General features: G+C 71.1%; 15 protein-coding genes, 3 pseudogenes and 1 riboswitch. Of the genes and pseudogenes, 5 read left to right on the top strand and 13 right to left on the bottom strand.

The window, feature by feature from the left end:
- Positions 1-43: 43 nt before the first annotated feature.
- On the bottom strand, positions 44-457 hold the full coding sequence (locus tag ABD879_RS11025; RefSeq protein ID WP_345020140.1) for a hypothetical protein: 414 nt from the start codon (positions 455-457) through the stop codon (positions 44-46).
- A 1055-nt stretch (positions 458-1512) separates the two neighbouring features.
- Between ABD879_RS11025 and ABD879_RS11020 the strand changes: the two are divergent.
- Both ABD879_RS11020 and ABD879_RS11015 read left to right on the top strand, forming a co-directional pair.
- Positions 1513-2659: pseudogene (locus ABD879_RS11020) on the top strand (IS110 family RNA-guided transposase).
- Positions 2660-2949: 290 nt separating this feature from the next.
- Positions 2950-3205: pseudogene (locus tag ABD879_RS11015) on the top strand (IS256 family transposase); the annotation flags it as partial.
- 611 nt (positions 3206-3816) lie between these two features.
- On the opposite strand, the gene ABD879_RS11010 reads toward ABD879_RS11015, so the two are convergent.
- On the bottom strand, positions 3817-4314 hold the full coding sequence (locus ABD879_RS11010; protein ID WP_345020138.1) for a TroA family protein: 498 nt from the start codon (positions 4312-4314) through the stop codon (positions 3817-3819).
- Complete coding sequence (locus tag ABD879_RS11005) at positions 4302-4715, bottom strand: transcriptional repressor (protein WP_345020136.1); 414 nt, start codon at positions 4713-4715, stop codon at positions 4302-4304. The genes ABD879_RS11010 and ABD879_RS11005 overlap by 13 nt, the downstream gene beginning before the upstream one ends.
- 44 nt (positions 4716-4759) lie before the next feature.
- Here ABD879_RS11005 and ABD879_RS11000 point away from each other — a divergent pair.
- Positions 4760-5286 (top strand): annotated as a pseudogene (locus ABD879_RS11000) (superoxide dismutase); the annotation flags it as partial.
- A 220-nt stretch (positions 5287-5506) separates the two neighbouring features.
- The gene (locus ABD879_RS10995; protein ID WP_345020134.1) at positions 5507-6094 is read left to right on the top strand and encodes a GNAT family N-acetyltransferase; all 588 of its coding nucleotides are present in this window, start codon (positions 5507-5509) and stop codon (positions 6092-6094) included.
- 7 nt (positions 6095-6101) lie between these two features.
- On the opposite strand, the gene ABD879_RS10990 is transcribed toward ABD879_RS10995, so the two are convergent.
- From ABD879_RS10990 to ABD879_RS10945, 10 genes are all read right to left on the bottom strand, one after another.
- Positions 6102-7568 carry an ABC transporter ATP-binding protein gene (locus tag ABD879_RS10990; RefSeq protein ID WP_345020132.1) on the bottom strand — a complete coding sequence of 489 codons (1467 nt, stop codon included), beginning with the start codon at positions 7566-7568 and terminating at the stop codon, positions 6102-6104.
- Positions 7562-8449 (bottom strand): ABC transporter permease, encoded by an 888-nt coding sequence (locus tag ABD879_RS10985; RefSeq protein ID WP_345020130.1) that lies wholly within the window; start codon positions 8447-8449, stop codon positions 7562-7564. The genes ABD879_RS10990 and ABD879_RS10985 overlap by 7 nt, the downstream gene beginning before the upstream one ends.
- A 28-nt stretch (positions 8450-8477) precedes the next feature.
- Positions 8478-9461, bottom strand: a complete 984-nt coding sequence (locus tag ABD879_RS10980) for an ABC transporter permease (RefSeq protein WP_345020128.1) — start codon at positions 9459-9461, stop codon at positions 8478-8480.
- On the bottom strand, positions 9462-10985 hold the full coding sequence (locus tag ABD879_RS10975; protein WP_345020126.1) for an ABC transporter substrate-binding protein: 1524 nt from the start codon (positions 10983-10985) through the stop codon (positions 9462-9464).
- 215 nt (positions 10986-11200) lie between these two features.
- A complete protein-coding gene (locus ABD879_RS10970) occupies positions 11201-11758 on the bottom strand; it encodes a DUF7676 family protein (protein WP_345020124.1) in 558 nt (185 codons plus the stop codon).
- Positions 11755-13506, bottom strand: a complete 1752-nt coding sequence (locus ABD879_RS10965) for an ATP-binding cassette domain-containing protein (RefSeq protein WP_345020122.1) — start codon at positions 13504-13506, stop codon at positions 11755-11757. Before ABD879_RS10965 ends, ABD879_RS10970 begins: the two co-directional genes overlap by 4 nt.
- 15 nt (positions 13507-13521) lie before the next feature.
- Positions 13522-14604, bottom strand: coding sequence for a FecCD family ABC transporter permease (locus ABD879_RS10960; protein ID WP_345020120.1), 1083 nt, complete (start codon positions 14602-14604; stop codon positions 13522-13524).
- Positions 14601-15794, bottom strand: coding sequence for an ABC transporter substrate-binding protein (locus ABD879_RS10955; protein WP_345020118.1), 1194 nt, complete (start codon positions 15792-15794; stop codon positions 14601-14603). Before ABD879_RS10955 ends, ABD879_RS10960 begins: the two co-directional genes overlap by 4 nt.
- A gap of 176 nt (positions 15795-15970) precedes the next feature.
- Positions 15971-16171: riboswitch (cobalamin riboswitch) on the bottom strand.
- A gap of 801 nt (positions 16172-16972) precedes the next feature.
- Positions 16973-17590 carry an HAD family hydrolase gene (locus ABD879_RS10950; RefSeq protein WP_345020116.1) on the bottom strand — a complete coding sequence of 206 codons (618 nt, stop codon included), beginning with the start codon at positions 17588-17590 and terminating at the stop codon, positions 16973-16975.
- 50 nt (positions 17591-17640) lie between these two features.
- Positions 17641-18408, bottom strand: coding sequence for a DeoR/GlpR family DNA-binding transcription regulator (locus ABD879_RS10945; protein WP_345020114.1), 768 nt, complete (start codon positions 18406-18408; stop codon positions 17641-17643).
- Positions 18409-18468: 60 nt separating this feature from the next.
- On the opposite strand from ABD879_RS10945, the gene ABD879_RS10940 reads away from it, so the two are divergent.
- Positions 18469-19104, top strand: a complete 636-nt coding sequence (locus ABD879_RS10940) for an HAD family hydrolase (RefSeq protein WP_345020112.1) — start codon at positions 18469-18471, stop codon at positions 19102-19104.
- The last annotated feature ends 58 nt before the right edge of the window (positions 19105-19162 follow it).

Raw genomic sequence — 19162 nt, 5'->3', positions numbered from 1 at the left:
GCAGCGTCCTCCTTGGACGACACCAACGTCACCCTCGCCAACCTCACCACCGCTGAGGACGCCACCCCAGGTCCGCAGTTGGTACCAGCACGTCCTCGCCCAGGACGGCAACCGCGCGCTGGCTGCGACCGGCGACTGCGCCAAGGCCGCCGCGCACGCCGCCTTCCACGATCCTGCTCCACATCGGCTCCGCGAAGCCCGCCAGACCCGTATCCTCGCCCTCGCCCCGGCAGCACAGCACGACGACGCGCACAATCTCCTCGAATACACCGACCCCGCAGACCGGAACGGCCCCGTCATCCACGCCTTCCTCGACGCCCACGCCGAACGCACCAACCACCGCCACTTCACCCAGCTGGCATCCGTTCCCCTCACGGAAACCGACGATGTTCCAAGGCCGAGCCAGAACGACATGGATAGCGGGCCGGGCATCCTGTTCCAGGTGCGCCTCGCCCACGCCGCAACCGATCTGGGTACCGCACCGAACATCACCGACTGGAACCATCTCGCCGACCGAACGCTTCAGATCGGGGGCACCTTCACCGCCCGCAAAGCCCTCACCTCACCGCACTCACAGCCGATCGCGTCCAAGCCCTCACCAGCCTGGTTCAACGCGCCGCCCTCAGCACAAACACTCCTCCGACCAGCATCCTCGAAAACTCGGCCCCCCTCTCCGAGCCCCTCCAAGTAGCCGACGACGCCCTCACCCAGACCGTCAACACACAACCCCCTAAGCTGCAGACACCCCCTCACCATGAAGGCCCGTCCACCCCCTGCCAGATGCGTCACCATCTCGTCGGGACAGCCACATTTTCATGCAATGGTGGGTAAGCGCAGATCACCACGCCCCAGCTGGTCTGGTCTTCGTTGCGGTCGGTGTCAAGTACGCCTTCGTCGCTCGCGCCCATAGCCTTCCGGAGCTTGCAGCACACAAGCCCTGCCACACCTAAACTGCCCCCATGCCATACCAGCCGCCAGCACACCATCTAAGGTCACAAAACAGTAACGCCACGATGTAGCCCCAGCTCAGCAAGTGTTCTCCCCGCGCAGGCGGGGGTGGTCCGCTGAGCGACGACGTCGGCGCCTCCCGCTGGCAGTTCTCCCCGCGCAGGCAGGGTGGTCCGGAGCCGATGCCTCGCTCGGTGCGAATCAACCCGTTCCCCCCGCGCAGGCGGGGGTGGTCCGAACCCGCCGGTCGGCCAATAGTAGTTGTCCGAGTTCTCCCCGCGCAGGCGGGGGTGGTCTGGTGTCACTCGCGCTGCCGCCGAATACCTCTTCGTTCTCTCCCCGTTACCTTTCGTGTCCCCGGCAAGCGGGGATCTTGGTCGCCGGGCCGGGCATGACTGATTGCCCCTGTCGTTGATGATCCGGGAGGTGCTGTCACCCGGTCTGGTGGCGTCGATGAACTGCTGATAGAAACTGGCCACCCCTCGGGGCAGGTCTGTTCGTAACGTGGCTGCCGACAGTCGTCGCCCGACCGCGACCAAGTCCGCACGGCTCAACAGGACCTCGATGAGCAGCCAATACGCGGGTTCCTCGGGGTGGACGTCGGCAAGGGCGAGCATCATGCCTGCGCGCTGGACGCTGCGGGCAGGCGGCTGCACGACAAGCCGCTGCCCAACGACGAGGCCCGGCTGCGGGCCCTGTTCGAACGGCTCGCCCAGCATGGCCCGGTACTGAGGTCGCTCGCGCGTCCGGCTGTCAGGTGGCTTATCCGGCCGGCCTGACCATGCGCCGGCTGGCCGACCTGCACCCCGGCCAGGCCAAAACCGACCACCTGCGACCCACTTGTCATCGCTGGCGCCGCCCGTGCCCTTCCGCACCCCTGCGCAGAGTCGACACCGGCGACGAAGCGCTGGCCGAACTGAAGGTTCTGGTCAGCTTCGACGACGACCCGGCCGCCGAAGTCCCCTGCGTCCGCAACCGCATCCGCGGCCTGCTCACCCAGATCCACCCGGCCCTGGAACGGGTGCTGGGGTCCCAAGGCCGACCATCCGGCCGTGCTGGAGCTGCTGCCGCGGTTCGGCGGACCGAAAGTTCTGCGTCAGGCGGGCCGACGACGACTGCTCCCCCTGGCCCGCAAACTCGCCCTACGCATGGGCGAATAGCTGGTGGACGACATCATGGCGGCGCGGGGGACGCCCAAACCGTCACCGTCCCGAGCAGCACCGCAGCTGTCCTGTCGCGCCTAACCGACTCGCTGCGCACCGTCCTGGGCCAGCGCAAACAGATGGCAACCGAGGCCGAGAGGCTGCTCAATGCGCACCCTCTCGCCCAGGTCCTGACCTCGATGCCCCGGTTCGGGGTTAGGACCGCCGCCCGCGTCCTGCTAGAGGTCGGCGACGGCTCGTCCTTCCCGCCCTCCGGGCATGGCCGCTGACGCCGGACTGACCCCGGTCAGCCAGATTTCCGGCACCTCCATCCGCGGCGAACGACCACCCAAGGGCGGCAACAAGCACCTCAAACGCGCCATTTTCACAGCCGCGTTCACGTCGCTGTCCGCCCCACCTACTACCAGCGCAAACGCGATCAGGACAAGCGCCACAACGCCGCCCTGATCTGCCTGGCCCGCCGCCGTTGCGACGTCCTGTACGCCATGCTCCGCGACGGCACCACCTATCAGCCCACAGCCCATAAAGCCGCTTGCCGGACCCCATAGGGACACCTTCGGTTGACACAGGGAGGACGATGCCCCATCGATGGGGTCTCAGCGCCCCGTCGGATCACCCCCGCTCGCGAGGGGAGGACCTTAGAGCTGTTCCTTGGGCCAGAACATGTCGAGGATCACCCCCGCTCGCGCGGGGAGGACCGCATCCCCGATGCCCGTTCGGCGACCGTTATCGTTCTCCCCGCGCGAGCGGGGGTGCTCCGGGGGTGGTGCGCTGCAGCGCACCATGCCCTGAGTTTTCCCCGCGCGAGCGGGGGTGCTCCGGTGAACGGCATCGTGAGATCGAATCCCTCAACTACCAGCTCCGGAAACTCGCCAAGGCCAGCGAACTTCCCCACCGACGACGCGGTGGTCAAGCTGCTGTGGCCTGCCATCGTCAACATCGAGGACAAACGCGCCCGCCAACGCACCGCCCGCACCCACCAGGACGGAGCCCGCACTGGCCACCCCGGACGGCTCATCGAGGGCACCAAGACCTACGGCTGGGCCGAGGCGCTCAACAAGCTCGCCGCCGCCTACCCAGGCCGCATCCAGTGAAGACAACCGGCCCCACGACAAGATCATCTTTACACACTTCGAGTTGCAGGCTCCCGCCCACAGTCTGCTGCGGCTGTTTAGCGAGCTCCGCAAGCCACCGAGGGCGTGCTTTGTGGATCGTGGATGAGCCGGAGCATGAGGCCGGCGATGGTGATGGCAGCGCGGTAGTGCGTGGCGGGCTTGTCGTAGCGGGTGGCGATACCGCGGAAGCGTTTGAGCTGGTTGAAGCAGTGTTCGCTCATGTTGCGGCGCCGGTGGCGGTCGTGGTCGAAGCCGCAGCGGCGGTGCCCGCGCCGGACCCGGGCGGTCGGCTGATCGGCCCTTCCGTGGATGGTGTGCGGGATGCGCCGCCGCCTCAGACAGGCGCGGATGATTGCGGCGAGTCGGCGCCTCCGCGTGCCTGTGATGACGGCCGCTGCGTGGGGCTTAAGTCTTTGGGCGTCTGCCTACTGCTGAAAGGCCCCTGGGTCCGCACCCAGCATCGGATTGGGTACGGGCTCGGAATGTGCAGTCCGATGGTCAGCCTTGGCCGGTCATCGGACTGTGGTCTGTTCCGGACTCGGTGGTCAACCGCGCCAACGTCATGCTCCACCGCACATGGCCTTGGATGGTCAGGTGAGGCGGTGTGCCTCGTGGTCGCGGACGGGTTCGCCCACGGTCACGCCGTGCAGGACGTGTGCGAGTACCTCGGCGCCGCGGATCACTCTGGGACCGGGGCGGTTGAAGTAGGAGGGGCCGTCCACCACCCAGACCTGATCGGCGCGGCCCTCCCAGTCCTCCGGCCTCGTCTCGGCCCTGGTCCGGTCGGGGCTGAATCCGCAGGGCATCAGGAGGATCACGTCGGGGTGGGCGTCGGCAAGGGCCGCGTCCGTCATGGGGCCGGTGTGCTCGCCGGGGGCGGCCAGCAGCGGTTCCCCGCCCGCCGTCGCGATCTGCTCGGGCACCCAGTGCCCGGCGGGCCACAGGGGATCAAGCCATTCGATCGCCGCGACTCGCGGGCGCGGAGCGTTCGCGACCGCGCCGCGGACTCGGGCGAGCCGCTCTTCCAGTTCCCGCACCCGCGCGGCTGCGGTCTCGGAGACGCCCAGGATTTCGCCTACCTGCAGCACATTGTCGAGGACGTCCGGCAGTGTTCTTTGATGACGAGTCCGGTGGGTGCGAAGTCCGTGAGGTGGCGCCGCACCAATGGCGCAAGGTCGTCGAGGTCGCCGTCGCGGAGGGCGGTGACGCGGGCGCAGGTGTCGCAGACGGTGTGGGCGTGGGGATGGTCGGTGACGCGTCCGTCGCGGGTGCGCGTGTGGTGGATGTGCAGGCGTTCGAAGAGCGCCAGCGTCCGGTAGACGGCGGACAGGTTCAGGTTGTCGGCCGCGGTGGCGTGTTCGTGGATCGCGTCGGCGGTGAGGTGGCCGTCGGCCCGCGCCAGGGACGTCCGCGACGAGGGCTCGGGGGCGGATGTTGCGGTGGCCGGGCGCGCGCATCCGGGACAGCGCCCAGGGACGGCGCCGCGCATGGTCCGGGCGGGAATGATCCGGAGGCAGCATGGCTGCATTGTTGATGGCTTCCATGGCCTACAAACTTCCGGATCTTCCGTACGACTACGCCGCCCTGGAGCCCGCCATCACCGGTGAGATCCTGGAGCTGCACCACTCTGGACACCACGCCGCCTACGTCAAGGACACGCTGGAGAAGCTGGCGGAGGCCCGCGACAAGAACCAGCTCGGCGGGCTGGTCGGTCTGGGGAAGACGCTCGCCTTCATCCGGGTACGTCCCTGCACACGATCTTCTGGGGCAACCTGTCCCCCAACGGCGAGCTCGGCTCGGCGATCGACGAGCACTTCGGCTCGTTCGAGGCGTTCAAGAAGCAGCTCACCCAGGCGACCACGACCGTCCTGGGCTCGGGATGAGGCGTGCCGGCCTGGGAGCCGCTCGGCAAGCGGCTGATCGTCCAGCAGGTCTACGACCACGACGCCTGGGAGCACACCTACTACCTGCAGTACAAGAACGTGCGCCCGGACTACGTCGAGAAGCTGTGGGACCTGGTGAACTGGAACGACGTCGCCGCCCGCTTCATCGCCGCCAAGAACGGCCGACGAGCGTTCAGGCCCCGCGGACTGCGGCGCCCACCGGACCCCGGATCATGCTCAGAACACCTTCCCGGGTCCGGCGGGCGCCGCTCCGCATCTTCCACCGACTCCCGAGGCGGACATGTCCCGGCCCTGCACCCCGCCCACCCCTCTGGCCAGTCCGCCCGTCTTATTGCATCATCGTCGCAACAGCAAATTACTTGCGATACAGGAGCGGGTGGACGACGTGCAGCGGCTGGACGGAGAGGCCACGCTGGCGATCAGCACCGAGATCGCCAGGCTGTACCGGGACTGCTACGCGCGTCCGCCCTGGTCGGAGACCCCCGCACAGATCGCGGCCTATCCGGAGAAGCTGGCGGCCTCGACACGCCGTGAAAGGTTCACGGCGTGGGTCGCATGGGACAGCGGCCGCCTGGCCGGTATCTGCTACGGGTGGCCCACCCCTGGCGACCTGTCCGGGAACCGTGTCTATGCGATGCTCGCCCGGGCCGCGGGCGTGGAGGGCGCCGTGATGCTGACGCGCGATGCCTTCGAGGTGGCCGAACTGTTCGTCCACCCGGCACACCAGCGTCGCGGGCTGGGACGGACGTTGCTCACCCGGGCCGTCGCAGGCTGGGACACCGCCTGGCTGATCACCCATCCGGGTGCGCCGGCCGCGCGCCTGTACGAGCGGCTGGGCTGGCGTCGACACGTCGCCCTGCCCGCCGACTTCTACCCGCAGCTGCCGATGTCGGTCTACGTTCTCCACCGCACGAGACCGTCGGCTCCGGCGCGGGATGCGCGGGCGCAGCTCGACCCGCTGTGACCCCTCCCTACGCCAGGTCGAGCGTGGAGGCCTCCAGGAGCCGCCGGGTGGCGGGATGCCGCGCATCGTCCAGGTCGGCCGCGGGCAGGTCCTCGGCGACGCGGCCGCCGTCCAGGACGACCACGCGGTCGGCGACGCGGCGGGCGACGTGCAGGTCGTGGGTGACCACGACGATGGTGTGGCCGTGGTCCCGGCGCAGGTCGGCCAGCAGCCGGAGGATGCGTTCGCGGGTGAGGACGTCCAGGCCGCTGGTGGGCTCGTCGGCCAGCAGGACGGTGGGGTTCTGCGCGAGCGCGCGGGCGACCGCGACGCGCTGGCGTTCCCCGCCGGACAGGGTGGCCGGGTTCCGGGATGCCATGGCCGGGTCGAGGCCGACGTAGCGCAGCAGGCCGTCGTCGTAGGGTCCCGCTTCGGCGATGACCTGCCGGACGGTGTGGCGGGGGTCGAAGGAGGCCAGCGGGTCCTGGAAGATCAGCGCGGTTCGGCGTCGGACGGCGCGCCGGCGGCGGCCGCGCAGCGCCCACACGTCGTCGCCGTCGCGCAGGACGGCTCCCCGGTCGGGGCGGTCGAGGGCGGCGAGGGCGCCGAGGAGGGTGGTCTTGCCCGATCCGCTGCGTCCGACGATCGCCACCGCCTCCCCGGCGCCGATGTCGAGGTCGACGCCGTCCAACGCGAGGGTGGTGCGGCGGCGGGAACGCAGGACGCGGCGCAGGTTCCGGACGCTCACCTTCTCCCCTCCCTCCCCGGCGGGTGGCGTGGCCGGCTCGGGTGCGAGGGCGGCGGCGACCAGTTCGCGGGCCAGGTCGCTCCTCGGGTTGCCCAGAACCCGGCGGGCGGGGCCGTGTTCGACGATGCGGCCCTGGTGCATGACGGCGATGTCGTCGGCCCAGCGGGCGGCGGCCCTCAGGTCATGGGTGATCAGCAGGACGGCGCGGTCGTCGGCCTGGGCGCGGACCAGGTCCAGGACGGTCGCCTGCGTGACCGGATCCAGGGCCGCGGTGACCTCGTCGGCGATCAGGACGGCGGGCTCGTGCACGGTCGCCAGGGCGAGCGCCACACGTTGCGCCTGGCCGCCGGACAGCTCGAAGGGGTGTGCGGCGGCGAGAGCGGGGTCCAGGTCGAAGCGCGCCAACGCGGTATGCGGGTCGCCTCTGCGGTGGACCTTGACGGTTTCGGTGAGGTGGCGCCGGACGGTGGTCGTCGGGTTCAGGGACGCCAGGGCGTCCTGGAAGGCGTATCCGACGTCGCGTCCGCGCACGGGCGGGCGTCCGTTGACCAGGACGGTGCCTCCGTGCGGGCCCAGGCCGGCGATGGCGCGGGCGGTGAGGGTCTTGCCGCTGCCGCTCGGCCCGACCAGCGCCAGGACCCGTCCGGGGGGAACGGCGAGGTCGATGCCGTGCACGACGCGGCGTCCGGGGACGTCGACGGTCAGCCCGGTGACGGTGAGTCCCGCGGGTCGAGAGGTCGTCACCATGCCCTGTCTTCGGACGGGCCGGACAGCGCACCGGCGACGACGTTGACCGCGATGATCGTGACGACCACGGCGGCGGCCGGAATCGCGACGGTGTACCACTCGCCGGTGAGCAGGTGCGACTGGGCCTCGGTGAGCAGGTTCCCCCAGCTCGGCCGGTTCGGCGGGACGCCCAGGCCGAGGAAGCTGAGCGTGGACTCGGTCAAGATGGCGTGCCCGACCTCGAACGCGGCGATGGACGCGACCGGCGGCAGCGCGCCCGGCAGCAGGTGCCGCCACATCACCTGCCATCGCGACAGCCCGAGCGCGTAGGCGGCGCGGATGTACAGGCGCTCGCGGCGGCTGCGCAGCTCGGCCCGGACGATGAGGGCGACCGGCATCCAGCTCGTCACCGCGATTCCGGCGATCACCAGCCCGAGGGACGGCCCGGCGACGGCGGCGAAGGCGAGCACGACGACCAGCAGCGGCAGGGCGAGCATGATGTCGGCGATGCGGGCGATGACACCGTCCAGCCGGCGGGGCGCGACGGCGGCCAGCCCGCCGATCAGCATGCCGAGTCCGACGGTGATGGCGGCGGCGGTCAGCCCGACCAGCAGCGAGGTGCGGGCGCCGTAGAGCATCCGGGTCCACAGGTCGCGGCCGAGCAGATCGGTGCCGAGCGGGTGGCCCGGCGAACCGGGCGGCAGCGAGGTCGCCGACGTGTCGGTGGCGACCGGATCCAGCGGGGTCAGCAGCGGCGCCAGGACGGCCGCCAGCACCATCACCGCGAGCACGGCGACGGCGGCGAGCAGAGCCGGGCGCCGGGGCCGCAACCGGACGGCCAGCAGGCCGCGGACGCGGCCGGGGGCCTCGAAGGATTGCGACGAGATGGATTCAGACGACACAGACGACGCAGGTTCCGACGGCATGGCTTCAGGCGGCATCGGCCCGTCCCGTCCGGACGCGCGGGTCCAGGGCCGCGACGATGAGCTCGGCGATCAGGTTGGCGGCGATCACGACCAGGCCGGTGACCAGCACGATCGCGACGAGCAGCGGGTAGTCCTGGGCGCGGGCCGCGGTGATGGCCGCACGCCCCATCCCGGGCCAGGAGAAGATCACCTCGGTGGCGTACACGCCGGCGACCAGCGTCCCGACGCCGACGCCGAGCCGCGCGGTGAACGGGACGAGTCCGGGACGCATCAGGTGCCGCGCGACCACGACGCGTCGGGGCAGGCCGCGGACGCGGGCGTTCTGCACGTGCGGCGCGTCCCTGAGCCGCCCCACACCGTCCTCCACCAGCCGCACGTAGACGCCGAAGTGGTGGCCGAACGCCAGCGCGCACGCCGGCAGCACCAGATGGGCGAGCAGCCCGTACGCGGTGACCGGCTCACCGGGACGGCTCACTCCCCCGGACGGCATCAGGTGCGTCGCCGCGGCGAACACGTACAGCAGCAACAGCGCCCCCACGAAACCGGGCATGCCGCCCAGTACGAACAGTGCCAGGTCGATGCCGCGGCGCAGCCACGCACGCCGCGTGAGCGCCGCGACGAGCCCGACCGCCAGCGCCGCGGTGAAGCTCAGCAGGACCGCGGCGGCGGTGAGCAGCAACGTCCACGGCACCGTGTCGCGCAGTGTCTCGCCGACCGGCCGCCCCGACATGTACGAGGTGCCCAGGTCGCCCCGCACGGCGTCCGACGCCCACCGCCAGTACCGGACGGGCAGCGGATCGTCCAGCCCCATCTCGGCGCGCAACTCCGCGACGGCCGCCGGGGACGCCGGGCGCCCGCCCGACCGTGCCTCCAGGATCGACGCGGCCGGGTCGCCGGGGGCGGCGTCCAGCAGCCCGAAGCACACCATCGACAGGGCGACGACGACCAGCAGCGCCGTCGCCGCCCGGGTGATCAGTCGCAGCGCCATCTAGGTGCGGCGCCAGGTCTCGGCGTTCCAGAAGAACCCGTAGCCGTGGTGGCCGAGCGTGCGCCGGGCAGGGCCGGACAGGTTCTCGGGCACGGCGTTGATGGTCTGGAGGTAGGCGATCCACAAAAACGGCGGGTCGTCCTGCAGCGCCTGCTGGAACGCGGTGTAGGCGGCCTTGCGCTTGGCCGGGTCGAGTGCGGAGCGGCCCTCTTCAAGAGCCTTGTCGGCGGCAGGGTTGCTGTATGAGCCGTAGTTGGAGCCGCCCTTGTCCAGCGCCTGGGACGAGGAGAACGGCCCGTACACCGCGGAGTCGGGGTCGTAGGGCGTGCCCCAGCCGACCACGAACCCCTGCAGGTCGCCCCAGTGCTTGCGCACCCAGTCGCGCGGGCGCGGACGCGGATCGACGTCGAACCCCTGCTGCCTGAGCTGCGTGGCCGACACGTTCAGGATCGCCACTCGCAGGGAGTCCTCGGCGAACGTCGTCAGCTCGAAGGCGACCGTCTTGCCGTCCTTGGCCCACAGGCCCTGCCCGTTCTTGGCATATCCGGCCTCCGTCATCAGGGACGCGACCTTCCCCGGATCGAAGGCGAACCCGGGCGCGGCGGCGTACGGGCTCATGTCCAGCGGCCCCTTCGCCGGCGTCCCATAGCCCATCACCACGCTCTTGGTGATGGCGTCGCGGTCGACCGCGTAGTTCATCGCCTGGCGGACCCTGCGGTCGGCGAACACCGGGTCGGTCATGTTGAACATGATCGCCCGGTAGTCGGCGGTCGGGTACACCTCCAGCCGGTGGTCCGTGGCCTTGCCGGCCTGCTGGGGTGCCAGGTGGGCGGCGTCGACCTCGCCGTTGCGCAACTGGATCAGCCGCGCCGAGTCGTCCGGAACGTACTTGATGACGATCTTCTTCAGCCCCGGTTCGCCCTCGTAGTAGCCGTCGAAGGCGGTCAGCTCGGCGTATTGGCCGTGCTTGTAGGTCTTGAGCGCGAACGGGCCCGTGCCGACGGGGCGCTGCCCGAACTCGGGGTCGGTGAGCTTCTTCCCCTGGAGCAGGTGCTTGGGGAGCATGCCCATCGACAGCGCGTCCAGCATCGGCGCGAACGGCTCCTTCAGGCGGAGCCGCACGGTCGTCGGGTCGGGTGTCTCGATCTGCCCGACCATCGTGAAGTTGCGCGACAGCGGCGAATCCGCGCCCGCGTCGCGGACGGTCTCGATGGTGAACTTGACGTCCTCGGCGGTGAACGGCTTCCCGTCGTGCCAGGTGACACCGGGACGCAGTGAGAACGTGTAGCTCTTGCCGTCCGGGGCGACCTGCCACGACCGCGCCAGCGCCGGGACGACCTTGTTGTCCTTGTCGTGCCGGGTCAGGCCGCGGAACACCAGCTCGGTGACCGGGTCGGTGTGCTCGTCCTGCAGCCCCGGATTGAAGGTTTCGGGCTCGTCTCCGATCGCGTAGGTGAGCGACCCGTCCCCACCCGAGGAGGACTCGCCACCCTGCCCGCACCCCGAGGCGGCCGTAGCCGCCATGACAAGGGCCATCAAGGCCAGAATCGGACGTTTCACCATGGCCCGCATTATTGCAAACTCCACGCAGTAGCGACTCAGTTGCAATTGGATGGAGGTTGGGCCACCCGGTGGCCACCCGGGCCGGTGCCCGTCCAGCTCACGGGTCCGCAGTTCGGTGCAGCCGGGCCCACCCGGCTGCTGGGAGGCCATGGGAAGCACCGCTGGTGGTGTGCTCGTCAGGTGTGGCGGAAGCCTTTGCCGGTTCGGTCGAAAGGATCCGGGGGCAGGCCGAGGTAGGTGGCGCGCAGGTCGTCCCATGCCGCGAGGCGGTCGAAGTCGGGCGGGGAGAGGATCTGCTGGGTGTCGGTGAGGAAGGGGTTGGGCAGCATGACGGTGATGAGCTGCTCGCCGCGCCCGTTGAACATGCGCACGCCCCAGGACGTGGGGCTGCCGTCGTGGACGATCCGGTAGAGCTCGGCGCGGGCGCAGCGGCGGATGCGGCCGAGTTCGGGACCGCCGGCGGTGTGTTCACCGATGCACAGGTGGAAGTGCCAGCGGCCGAAGTCGACGGTGACGTACCCGTCGTACATGGCGATCTTCTTGGGCGCGTTGGGGGCGGCGACCTCCCAGGCGGCGCCCTGCACCAGGACGCCGAAGTGGATGTGCGCCCAGTACTTCTCGAAGATGTCGGTGATCAGCGAGAGGAGGGTCTGCTCGTCCGTGGGCAGCGGCCACAGGTGCAGGGTTCCGGTGCCGGGTTCCTCGACGACCGTGTATGAGGGCGATGCGGTCATGGGGCTCCGTTCGTGAGGCGGGCGTCGGAGTCGAGCAGGGCGCAGTCTCCGCACTTGCCGCCGCCGGGGATGCGGTAGTACAGGCAGCAGCTGCGGCGGACGAAGAAGGGGCTGTCCGGAGCCTGTCCGCGCAGGTCGCCGGTGCCCTTCAGGACGCCGAGGTCCAGCAGGGCGCGGCCGAGCGCGACCGCGGGGGCGGTGCGGCCGGGGCGTTCGCGGGTGATCGTGCGGACGGTTCCGGCGAGTGCGGAGGCGGCGTTCCCCCAGAGCAGACCGGGGGCGATCGTGGTGGTGCGGCGGACGGCGTCGGCCAACGGGCGCAGCAGGCCGTCCACCACGGTCTCGTACAGGTAGGTCCGGGCGCGGTCGGGATCGTCGGTGGTCCAGCCGGACGGGGACGGGTCGCGCAGCGGTAGCGGGCCGGTGTCGGCGGGCCTCCAGTGCAGGCGGTCGGGGGCGAGGTCGGGAAGCAGGCCGTGGACGCTCGCGGCCCCCAGCGCGGGTGACCACAGGCGGGCGGCCATGCCCTGGAAGAGGATCGATGCGGCGACCCGCCGTTCGGCGGTGCCGAGGCGGTCCGCGACGTCGGTGATCCGGCCGGTGAGGATGTCGGGATCGGTGAACAGGTCGGTGAGGGGCCGCCAGTCGTCGTCGGGAGGCGCGACCTCGATCGCGAAGTAGGCGCTGAGGGAGGCGACGTCGGTCAGGGCGGCGGTGACCTGGGAGTCCTCGGCGGGGCGCAGCGTGGGGACGGTACCGGCGGTCCGCCGTGCCCAGTCGGTCAGGGCGGCCGCATCAGGGAAGCGGTGGCGGGTTCCGTCGAAGGCCGCGGTGTAGCCGCCGTCGTCGCGGGTCACCGCCAGATCGGCGGTCGAACCGGTGACGCGCCAGCCCTGGCGGGTCAGGCCGCGTTCCACGACGGGGGTGTGCCCGGGGCCGGCGTCGACGCGAACGGTTCCGGCGGTGCCCGCGGGCAGGACGAACACCCCCGCGGCGGCGTCGAAGGCCAGGCCGCCGCCGTCGAAGACCGAGGCGATGGAGCCGTCCAGGGCCAGTTGCTCGGGCGTGCCGCAGCGCAGGCCGCCGGTGCCGGTGAGGAGCCAGATCCGGTCGGCGATCCGCAGGGCCAGCTCAAGGTCGTGGGTGGACACCAGGACGATCAGGGACCGGCTGCGTGACAGTTCGCGCAGCAGCCCCATCAGCGCCACCCGGGACGGGACGTCCAGGAACGCGGTGGGTTCGTCCAGCAGGATCGCCGACGGTTCCTGCGCCAGCGCGCGGGCGGTCAGCACGCGTTGCCGCTCGCCGTCCGACAGCTCCGTCACCTGCCGGTCGGCCAGGTGGGACGCGTTCACCGCCGCCAGCGCCCAGTCGACGACGGCGCGGTCGGCGGCGGTCAGCCGGCCGGTCAGCCCGGTGTGCGGGTGGCGGCCCAGGCCGGCCAGCTCGCGGGCGGTCAGCAGCGGCGGCAGGTCGCGTTCGGTGAGCACGACCGCCAGCCGCCGGGCCAGGTCGGCCGGCCCGATGGCGGTCAGGTCGGCGCCATCGAGCAGGACCCGGCCGTCCAGCGCGGGCTGGAGCCCGGCCAGGGTGCGCAGCAGGGTGGACTTGCCGGTGCCGTTCGGCCCGGCCAGCACGGTCAGCTCTCCGGGGGACGCGGCGACGTCGAGGCCGGTGAGGACCCGGCGGGGCGGCCGTCCACGGCGGCCGGGATAACCGGCGGTCAGGGCACGCAGTTCCAGTGTCATCTCCCACCCGTCCTCTCACACCGCCGGGCCGAGCCGGGCCGCGCGGCTGCGCAGCAGGACGGCGATCACCACGGGGGTGCCGACCAGCGTGGTCACCGCGTTGAGGGGCAGCACGGCGCCGCCGCCGGGCAGCTGGGTGGCCACGCAGCACAGCAGCGCCGCCGCCGCGCCCAGCAGCAAGGCCCCGGGCATGAGCACCCGGTGGTCAGAGGTGCCCAGCAGCAGCCGGGCGAGGTGCGGTACGGCCAGGCCGAGGAAGGCGATGGGACCGCAGTAGGCGGTGACCGCACCGGCCAGCACCGACGCCGACAGCAGCGTGCCCGTGCGGACGCGCCGCACCTTCACCCCCATGGTGCGGGCGTAGTTCTCCCCCAGCAGCAGCGCGTTGAGGGGTTTGATCCCGGCGAGCGCGGCGGCCAGCGCACCGCCGCACACCGGCGCGAACAGCGCCAGGTCCGCCCAGGACACCCCGGTGAAGCCGCCCAGCCCCCAGGAGATGAACTGCTGGGCGCGGCGCGGGTCGGTGCAGGCCAGCAGCAGGGAGATGAGCGACGTCGCGGCCGCGCCGACCATCACCCCGATGACCAAGAGCGTGACCACCGACCGGACCCGCCGCGACAGCAGCAGCACCATGACCAGCACCGCGGCCGCCCCCGCCGACGCGGCCGCGACCACGCCGATCCGGCCGAGCCCGGCGACGCCCGCGGTGAACGCGCCGGCCGCACCGCCGGTCCCGGCGACCACCAGCGCCACTCCCAGGCTCGCGCCCGAGCTGACCCCGAGTATGTAGGGCTCGGCCAGCGGGTTGCGGAACAGCGTCTGCATCTGCACGCCCGCCACGGCCAGGGCGGCCCCGGCGAGGGTCGCGGTCAGCGCCCGCGGCAGCCGCACCGTCCAGATGACGGTCTCGGCGCCCGGGTCGGCGCCCGGAGTCTTCAGCAGGGCGGGCACGGCCTGGGTGAGGGGGATGGTGGTGGAGCCGATCGCCACGGCCAGCACCAGCGCCGTCCCCGCCGCCACCGCCGAAGCCGCAAGGACCAGTCCTCGGCGGTGGCGTGCGACCATCGCCGGGACCGCGGACACGGCCAGGGACGTCATGAGGCCAGCCGCCGGTAGAAGGTGAAAGTGTGGCCCGGGGCCAGATCGGGGTGCAGGATGGCCACCAGGTCGGCCAGAATCAGGTCCGGACGGGCCACCCCGCGTTCATAGAAGTCGTTGCCTCCGCCGGGCCCGAGCGCCTTGTTGCTCGACCACACCGCCCCGGTCTTGAAGGCGGTGAACTCGGCGTAACGGGGGTCGTCCTCGCGCACGTCGGCCAGGGTCTTCCACTCGGTGACGTTGGCCAGCCACACCTTGGCGTCCCTGCCCTTGGCCAGCACCGCTTCCAGATCCAGCGTCGTGCTGCCGGTTCCCTTGGTGGAGGCCCAGGGGTAGGTGCCGCCCGCGTCCTTGATGAGCCCGGCGACATAGCTGCCGCCATTGGGTACCGCCCATTCGCCGTGCAACATCTGACCGGGCAGGACGGTCACCGTGGGCGCGGCCTCGACCTTGGCCGCCAGAGCCGTGTAAGCCTGCTCGACCCTGCCGAAGACCTCGTTCGCCTTGGCCTCGGTACCGGTCAGGGCGGCCATGAGCCTGATCCACTCGGCGCGGCCGAGCGGGGTGGACTCCAGCCACTCGGCGTTGGCCACCACCTTCACCCCGGCCTTGCGCAGGGCGGGGTAGTCCCTGTCCTCGATGCCCCCGGTCATCAGCACGTCCGGACGCGCGCCGATCACCTTCTCCACGTCGATCTGACCGGCGCGCGCGTACTCGGCGACCGCGCCGCTTCGCACCCGCTCCAGCACCTGCGGGGAGCTGATCGGCGCGCTCTGCGCCACCCCGGTCAGGACGTCCAGCACGCCCAGTTCGGTGACGAACGGCAGGTGCGTGGTGGACGCCGAGTACAGCGTGTCGATCGGTGTCTCCACCGTGATCGCCCCGGCCAGATCGCCTTCCGCCTTGGGCGCCGGGGTGCCGCACCGCACCAGCACGTACTTCTCCGGCCTGGCCCCGGGTGCGGGCTGTTCGACGGTGACGACCTGGTAGTTCTTGGCGTAGGTCAGGGTGAAGTTGGCGGCGTGCCGGACGGTCTGCTTGACCGGGAAGTAGTCCTTGGACGCGTCGAAGTCCTTGACACAGCCGCGATCCGCGGCCGTGGACGGCGAACCGCCACCGCCTCCGCATGCCGTGAGCGCGAACAGGGCGGCCAGGACAAGACCGCCGAACCGATGCGAGGCACGAAGCATCGCTGTCTCTCCCTGCGACGGGCCGCGACCGCCGTTCCGCGACGGCGTCCGCGGCGCGGAAGGGGCGGATCGCAGGGAGGGGCCGCCGCGCGGCCGCGGAACCGCCGCGCGCGGGCAGGGAATTCGGGCATGCCCGGTCCACCGTCCTCTCTCCGGGGAGATCCGCCCCGGGTTCCTTCGAGGAAGCGACGACGTGAGTCTCCTGGCTCTCGGGTCAACGCTCGTCCCGGCCTTCCCACCCGCCGGAGCGGGCAGTGGCGTCGTTCGGGATCCGCTCGCCGATCACAGTGGCGGGACCGCGCCGGATTCGCACCGGCTTCCTCGTTCCGCCGTCGCCTACAGCGCACAATGATGGCACATGCGACACCTGCCACCTACTTGCACCAAGGTCCCGCTTCGACCGTCCTGCACGAAGAGCAGGCGTCACGCAGACGAGCGGCGGGCCACGCCTCGTCTGTGCCGCCAGGGTGGCCGACGGCGTCTGCTCACGCGATGAGCTGAGCGGCATGATGTCGGCGACAACGCCGACCCGGTCCCACCAATGATCGACCACCGGTCCCGGCGTGCCACCAGCACGCTGATCAAGTGCATCGAGGTGCCCGGCGAGCCCGGCCTGTTCGGCCGGACGGCCCCATCGCTCGCCACGTCCGAACTCCTGCGCGATCACTGCGCCCGACGGCAGATCACCTTCCGGATGGACCAACGCCCGCTGCCACGCTTGACGCCGAAGCAGCGACGTCGGCCGCACCCGGCCTACTCCATCGCCCACCGGACGGCGGCGAGGGCGGGCGTTCTCAGCGGGACGCGAAGACCACCTGATCGCCCCCGCCGGCATCGGGCAGTTGCCCGGCCGGGGCCGGCGACCATGAGCCCAGAACACCGGGCAGCCCGGGGACCGAATCGATCACCTGACGGGCGACGGTGTCGGTGCACCGCAGGAACGCCAGGTGACGAACGGCGTGCGCGGCGACCTGCTCGATGCGCGGCCTGCGCGGGGACGGGCTGGCCGGCCCCTCGCTTCGGGGACCGGATCCAGGTGTTTGTGTGGGTACGTTAGTTATTGCGCACAGATTCCCTGGGACGGTTGCCGTCCATCCCGCCCCGGCAATGACCTCTGGAGGCGGGGAATGCCGACGTGCGGATCGCGAGCAGTCGGCGGGGCTTGGTTTGCCTTCCGATTACAGGAGTCCGAGCGGCTTCAGTCGGTCGCGGAGTGATGTGGCGTCGGTGAAGAGGAGGGCTCCCATGCCGAGGGCCTCGGCCGCCGCCACGTTGACCGGGTTGTCGTCGACGAACAGTGTCTCGTGCGGCGCCACACCGAACCGCTGCAGGGCGAGCCGGAAGATCTCCGGGTCGGGCTTGCACACCTTCACCTCCCCGGACACCACGACGTCCCGGAACAGCTCCAGCACCGGGTACTCGCGCACGGCGATCGGGTAGGTCTCGGCCGACCAGTTGGTGATGGCGAACATCGGCGTGCCCGCGCCGTGGATCTCGGCGACGAGTTCAGGCACGCCCGGGATGGGTCCGCCCAGCATCTCCGGCCACCGCCGCCAGTACGCCTCGATCAGCTCGCGCTGGTCCGGGTGGCGGGCGGCGGCCACCTCGACGGCCTCGGCGAACGAACGGCCGCGGTCCTGCTCGGCGTTCCACGAGTCGGAGCAGACCTCGGTGAGGAAGCGCTCCCGTTCCGCGTCGTCGGGAATCAGCTTGCGGTACAGGTGCAGCGGATCCCAGTCGATGATCACGCCGCCGATGTCGAAGATGACCGAGGTCACGGGGCCGGGCGCGGGCATGGCTGCCGTCACTTCCTCTCGCGTTCGAAACGTCGGGCGCAGGCCGGAGATCACACCAGGATGACCGCGACCCCCGCGGCCTCGATCTTCTCCAGTTCGCCGGGCGGCGCGCTGGAGTCGGTGACGATCGCGTCCAGATCGGTGACCGGGCAGACATGTCCGAGCCCGGTCCGGGTGAACTTGGAACCGTCGCACACGGCGATCTTGCGCTGTGCGGCGGCGAGCGCCGCCTGTTTGATCGGGACCTCTGCCAGGTCGTGGGCCGTCAGCCCGTGCCGGGCCGACAGCCCGCACACCGCGAGTACGGCGGTGTCGACGCGCAGCGCGCGCAGCGAGGTCTCGGTGAAGTGTCCGACCAGCGAGAGCGTGCCCGGCAGCATCTGGCCGCCGGGGACCAGCAGCCGCACATCGGGCGCGGCGCTCAGCGCGTTCACCGAGTGCAGGTCGAGCGGGATCGCGGTGATCCGCCGGCGCGCCAGAGCGCGGGCGACCTGCAGGACCGTGGTGCCGCTGTCGAGGATCACCGACTCCCCGTCGGCGATCAGCTCGTCGACCTTGGCGGCGATGCGCCGCTTGCTGTCGGCGGCCTCGTGTTCGCGGACCGCGAACGGCGGGGCCTCGCCGCGCAGCAGCAGGCTCACCGCGCCGCCCCGGACCCGGCGCAGCACGCCCTGTTCGGCGAGCTGGTCGAGGTCGCGGCGGATGGTCATCTCCGAGCAGCCGGTCTGCGCGGCCAGCTCGGCGACGGTGACCCGCTCGGCCGTTCGCAACCTTTCGATGATCTCTCGGTGCCGATTCGAACCTTCCACATGTTGCATCTCACGTGATAGATGTTTGAAAGTCAAGGTTCTGCTCGCGAGGGACCGTGGAGGGGCGACGTGGACTGGATCGTCTTCGACTACGCGGGTGTGATCAGCCACGCCCCGCCCGACCAGGCCGGGGTCCGGCTGGCCGAGGCCGCAGGCGTCGAACCCGGCGTGTTCTGGCCCGCCTACTGGAAGAACCGCGCCGCCTACGACCTGGGCGCGGTGGACGCCGCCGGATACTGGCGCGACGTGTACCGGCAGCTGGGGCGGCCGTTCCGGGAGGAGGACGTCGACCGGCTGGTCGCCCTGGACCTCGGTGCGTGGTTCGAGATCAACGACGCCACCCTCGAGATCGTCGAGGCCCTCAACGCGCGGGGCATGCGGCTGGCCCTGCTGTCCAACGCGGTCGTGGAGATGGCCCGGCTCATCGACGGGCAGAGCTGGGCGAGGCTCTTCCGGCACCGGCTGTTCAGCTCCGACCTGCACCTGGCCAAGCCCGGCGCGCAGATCTACCGCCGGGCGTGCGAGATCCTCGACACCCGGCCCGAGGACGTGCTGTTCATCGACGACCGGCAGGAGAACGTGGACGCCGCCGCGTCCGTCGGCATGACGGCGCTGCTGTTCACCGACGCGGCCCGCCTCTGGGCGGACCTGGCGTTCGCGCTGCCCTCCGGGATGCCGGCCCGCCCGTCCGGGCAGGTCCGATGAGGGCGGCGGGCCCCGCGCGCGTCAGGGAGCACGCGGCCACGAGCTTCAACCGCGTGGC

The sequence above is a fragment of the Actinomadura keratinilytica genome (assembly GCF_039539665.1).
Lineage (GTDB): Bacteria > Actinomycetota > Actinomycetes > Streptosporangiales > Streptosporangiaceae > Spirillospora > Spirillospora keratinilytica.
Note: the sequence above shows the minus strand (reverse complement) of the source record. Positions and strands in the feature narration are given on the sequence as shown.

What these genes read in the sequence shown, in the direction of transcription:
- ABD879_RS11005 (WP_345020136.1), bottom strand. Translation starts at nt 4,715, where the DNA reads ATGCGCGGCGCCGTCCCTGGGCGCTGTCCCGGATGCGCGCGCCCGGCC.
- ABD879_RS10990 (WP_345020132.1), bottom strand. Translation starts at nt 7,568, where the DNA reads ATGGTGACGACCTCTCGACCCGCGGGACTCACCGTCACCGGGCTGACC.
- ABD879_RS10980 (WP_345020128.1), bottom strand. Translation starts at nt 9,461, where the DNA reads ATGGCGCTGCGACTGATCACCCGGGCGGCGACGGCGCTGCTGGTCGTC.
- ABD879_RS10975 (WP_345020126.1), bottom strand. Translation starts at nt 10,985, where the DNA reads ATGGCGGCTACGGCCGCCTCGGGGTGCGGGCAGGGTGGCGAGTCCTCC.
- ABD879_RS10970 (WP_345020124.1), bottom strand. Translation starts at nt 11,758, where the DNA reads ATGACCGCATCGCCCTCATACACGGTCGTCGAGGAACCCGGCACCGGA.
- ABD879_RS10965 (WP_345020122.1), bottom strand. Translation starts at nt 13,506, where the DNA reads ATGACACTGGAACTGCGTGCCCTGACCGCCGGTTATCCCGGCCGCCGT.
- ABD879_RS10960 (WP_345020120.1), bottom strand. Translation starts at nt 14,604, where the DNA reads ATGACGTCCCTGGCCGTGTCCGCGGTCCCGGCGATGGTCGCACGCCAC.
- ABD879_RS10955 (WP_345020118.1), bottom strand. Translation starts at nt 15,794, where the DNA reads ATGCTTCGTGCCTCGCATCGGTTCGGCGGTCTTGTCCTGGCCGCCCTG.
- ABD879_RS10950 (WP_345020116.1), bottom strand. Translation starts at nt 17,590, where the DNA reads ATGCCCGCGCCCGGCCCCGTGACCTCGGTCATCTTCGACATCGGCGGC.
- ABD879_RS10945 (WP_345020114.1), bottom strand. Translation starts at nt 18,408, where the DNA reads ATGCAACATGTGGAAGGTTCGAATCGGCACCGAGAGATCATCGAAAGG.